Source organism: Ornithinibacter sp. (genome assembly GCF_035443565.1).
GTDB lineage: Bacteria > Actinomycetota > Actinomycetes > Actinomycetales > Dermatophilaceae > Fodinibacter.
On record NZ_DAORSO010000011.1, the window covers coordinates 28,791 to 32,847 of the forward strand.

General features: G+C 73.0%; 4 protein-coding genes. 2 read left to right on the top strand and 2 right to left on the bottom strand.

What is annotated here, in order from left to right; all coding sequences use genetic code 11:
• Nucleotides 1–1,076, bottom strand: a 1,076-nt coding sequence (locus tag PLL68_RS02850; RefSeq protein ID WP_324531471.1) for an NADH-quinone oxidoreductase subunit D, incomplete at its 3' end; no start/stop codon positions are given.
• Between the two features lie 68 nt (nt 1,077–1,144).
• Complete coding sequence (locus tag PLL68_RS02855; protein ID WP_324531473.1) at nt 1,145–2,119, bottom strand: SAM-dependent methyltransferase; 975 nt, start codon at nt 2,117–2,119, stop codon at nt 1,145–1,147.
• Between the two features lie 245 nt (nt 2,120–2,364).
• Here PLL68_RS02855 and PLL68_RS02860 point away from each other — a divergent pair, with 245 nt between their 5' ends.
• Nucleotides 2,365–3,249: a Rossmann-like and DUF2520 domain-containing protein gene (locus tag PLL68_RS02860; protein WP_324531475.1), complete on the top strand. Its 885-nt coding sequence runs from the start codon at nt 2,365–2,367 to the stop codon at nt 3,247–3,249.
• Nucleotides 3,246–4,057, top strand: an 812-nt coding sequence (gene panC / locus PLL68_RS02865) for a pantoate--beta-alanine ligase (protein ID WP_324531467.1), incomplete at its 3' end; no start/stop codon positions are given. The genes PLL68_RS02860 and panC, both read left to right, overlap by 4 nt.

Genomic DNA, 4,057 nt, shown 5'->3' on the forward strand with positions numbered 1-4,057 from the left:
GCGACCAGGCACCCGGGCAGCACCTGCGAGAGCACCTGCACGTTGTTGAACGATGCCGAGCGCAGCTTCAGCCGCCACGGCGTCTTCTCCCCGCGCGACACCAGGTAGTACCCGTTGAACCCCAACGGGTTCTCGGTGGCGGTGTAGCGCTCGCCCTCGGGCACCTTGAGCACCTTGGGCAGGCGCTGGTTGACCGGCCCGGCCGGCAGCGAGCGCAAGGTGTCGATGCAGGCCTCCGCGAGATCGAGGCTCACGTGCACCTGCTCGAGCAGCACCTCCAGGCGGGCCAGGCAGTCGCCGGCCGTGCGCGTCACGACCCGCCCCGGCCCGCCGGGTGCGAACAGCTCGCCGTAGGCCAGGTAGGGGGCGTCGCGCCGCAGGTCGACGTCGAGCCCACTGGCGCGGGCGATCGGCCCCGAGACGCCGTAGGCGGTGCACGTCCCCACGTCGAGCACCCCCACGCCCCGCGTCCTGGCCTCGAGGATCTCGTTTCCGACGATGAGCGACTCGAGATCCGGCAGCCGACGACGCACGGCGGCCACGGCATCCGACACCCGCCCGAGCCACCCGGCAGGCACGTCCTCCTTGAGCCCCCCGACCCGGTTGAACATGTAGTGCATGCGCCCGCCGGAGGCCTCCTCCATGACGGCCTGGAGCTCCTCGCGCTCGCGGAAGGCGTAGAAGACCGGGGTGATCGCGCCGAGCTCGAGCGGGTAGGAGCCGAGGAACATCAGGTGCGAGAGCACCCGGTTGAGCTCGGCGAGCAGGGTGCGCAGCCACACGGCCCGCTCGGGCACCTCCATGCCGAGCATCGCCTCGACGCCGAGCACCACGCCCAATTCGTTCGAGAACGCCGAGAGCCAGTCGTGCCGGTTCGCGAGCACGGTGATCTGGCGGTAGTCGCGCACCTCGAACAGCTTCTCGGCGCCGCGGTGCATGTAGCCGATGATCGGCTCGGCCGAGACGATGCGCTCGCCGTCGAGCACCACGCGCAGCCGCAGCACGCCGTGGGTCGCCGGGTGCTGGGGCCCGATGTTGAGCACCATGTCCGCTGTTGCGAGGGCGCCCGCACCCATCCCGACCTCGAGGGCGCGGGTCGGGCCGGGGATGCCGGTCGCGGGCGTGGTCTCGGAGGTCACCTTCGTCAGTCTGCCGTACTGGGGCGTGCGCCCGCCGGTGGGCAACGGCGCAGCACCCAGCGGAACGCACCGAGCCCGTTCGGGTCCATCAGCGCCGCAGCCGCGCTCGACCTCGACAGGGCGGCGACGTAGCCCGCCGGGTCGGTGCGGGCCAGGGCGTGCTCGGGCAACGCGGCGGTGACCCCGAGCGTGCGCAGGCCCTCGCGCTGGGTGGTCAGCTCGTCGTGGTCGAGGGAGTCGACCGCGACGTGTGCCGTGACGTCACACGACCCGTCGGGCACCGGGGCCACCTGATCGCCCGCCCGGTAGCCGGTCAGCGTGCCCTGCGCGGGCCGCTCTCCCCGGACGTGCCCGTAGTCGACGGCGAGCAGCGTGCCGCGGCCAACCCGCGAGACCAGGTCGCTCCACGCGGCATCCCGGGTCCCTCCGACCTCGACCCGTGCGCCGACGGGAAGGTCGTCCACCGGCCAGTGCCGCGCACACCACGCGAGGTCGTCGGCCGCGAGCGGGCCGCCGAGCCCCTCCTCACCCGTCACCGGGTCGACGAGCACGACCGCGAGCCGCCCCGGCGCCACCACCTGCGCAACGGTGCAGGGCACGACATCGAGCCACTCGTGGGCCACGACGAGCACGTCGACCAGACCCCGCAACCCCTCCGGAAGCGAACCGCCGCCCGGCGAGCGAAGCCACGCCACGGCATCCGGGATGCCGTTCGGTCGCCCCACGACGTCGACCCCCGTCAGCGTCAGGTCCGGTCGTGCGGTGTGGAGGTGCGTGAGCAGTTCGCCACGGCCACAGCCGAGGTCGACGACGTGCGTGCAGCCCTCCCGATCGGCGAGGCGACCGATGGCCTCGGCGAGGACGACCCCGAGCGGCCCGTGCGTCGACGTCGTGAAGTGACCCGCCGGCCCCTCGGTGCGACGGTAGAACCCGGCCTCGCCGTAGAGCGCGTCGTGCCACGCCTGCCGCCACGGGACCATCACGCCCGCACGGTACCTCGCCGCACGTCGGCCCTCGCCGGCACCGTTCATGACTGGCCCGCGCCGCCGGACGTGCAAACGAGGGCGCGCCGCACAGGAAACCCAGCACTGGCGCGGGTGCGAGGGCGGGCGACGGCGTCTTTGCACGTCCAGCGGCGCACCCAGCCCCTGCGCGAACGCCCATTTGAGCACCCAACCCGGGAAAGGAGCGAGGCGGACCGGTAGCGTGCTCGATCGTGGACGGCATCGAGCACCCCGCCCGCCTCACCGTCGGTGTCGTCGGTGCGGGCCGAGTCGGCTCCGTGTTGGGGGCAGCCCTCGCCAGAGCGGGCCACCGGGTCACCGGCACCTACGCCGTCTCCGAGGCCAGCCGGGCCCGCGCAGCAGAACTGCTGCCCGGTGTGCCCGTCAAGGACGTCGCAGCAGTGGTCGCCGGCGCCGAGCTCGTCCTGCTCGCCGTGCCAGACGACGCCCTCGGTCACCTCGTCGCCGGTCTGGCCGCCACGGGCGTGTGGCAGGCCGGGCAGATCGTCGTGCACACCAGCGGCCGCCACGGGGTCGGCATCCTCGACCCGGCCCGCGCCCAGCACGTGCTGCCGCTGGCCCTGCACCCGGCGATGACCTTCACCGGAACCGCGATGGACCTCGACCGTCTCGTCGACTGCGCCTTCGGGGTCACCGCCGACGACGCGCTGCGCCCGATGGCCGAGGCCCTCGTGCTCGAGATGGGCGGCGAACCCGTCTGGATCGCCGAGACCGACCGCACCGCCTACCACCTCGCCCTGGCACACGGCGCGAACCACCTGGTCACCCTGACGAGCGAGGCGATGCAGATCCTCGCCAGCGCCGGGGTCGAGGACCCGCAACGTGTCCTCGGCCCACTCATGCGCGCCGCTCTCGACAACGCCCTGCGCCTGGGGGATGCCGCCCTGACCGGGCCCGTCGCCCGGGGGGACGTCGGTACGGTGGAGGACCACCTGCGTGAGCTCGACCGGCTCTCGCCCGAGATCCGGAGGACGTACGTGGCGATGGCGCGAGCAACAGCGCTGCGTGCGCTCGACAGCGGACGGTTGCGCCCGGCATCCGCCGAACCACTCCTCGAAACCCTCGCCGACAGGACCCAGCCGTGAGTGACCAGCAGAGCGCAGCCCCCGTCGTCGCCCACACCCGCGAGGAGTTCAAGGCCGCACGCGAGGCGTTGTCGAGCCGTGACGTCGCCGTCGTCATGACGATGGGCGCCCTGCACGACGGTCACGCCCGCCTCATCCAGGCCGCCCGCCAACGCCATGACCACGTCGTCGTGACGATCTTCCTCAACCCCCTTCAGTTCGGCCCGAAGGAAGACCTCTCGCGCTACCCGCGCACCTTCGACGCCGACATGGAGATCTGCCGCGCCGCCGGGGTCGACGTCGTCTTCGCCCCGACCCCCGACGTCGTCTACCCCGATGGCGACCCCGGCGTGCGCGTCGCCGCCGGCCCGCTCGGCGAAGTGCTCGAAGGGGCGTCGCGCCCCGGCCACTTCGACGGCGTGCTCACCGTCGTCGGCAAGCTGCTGCACATCACGGCGGCCCGCAGCGCCTACTTCGGCCAGAAGGACGCCCAGCAGCTGCTCCTCATCCGCCGCATGGTGCGTGACCTCGACTTCCCCGTCGACGTCGTCTCGGTGCCGACCGTCCGCGAACCCGACGGGCTCGCGATGAGCAGCCGCAACATGTACCTCACCGAGTCCGACCGGGAGGTCGCGCTCTGCCTGAGCGGCGCCCTGCGCGCGGGTGCCGACGCGGCCGCCTTCGGCCCCTCCGCCATCCGTCGCGCCGCCCGCGAGGTGCTCGTCGAGGAGCCGCTGGCCCTCGTCTCCTACCTCGTGCTCGTGCACCCGCACACGCTCGCCGACGTGCCCGAGTGGTACCGGGGCGAGGCCCTGCTCGCCGTCGCCGC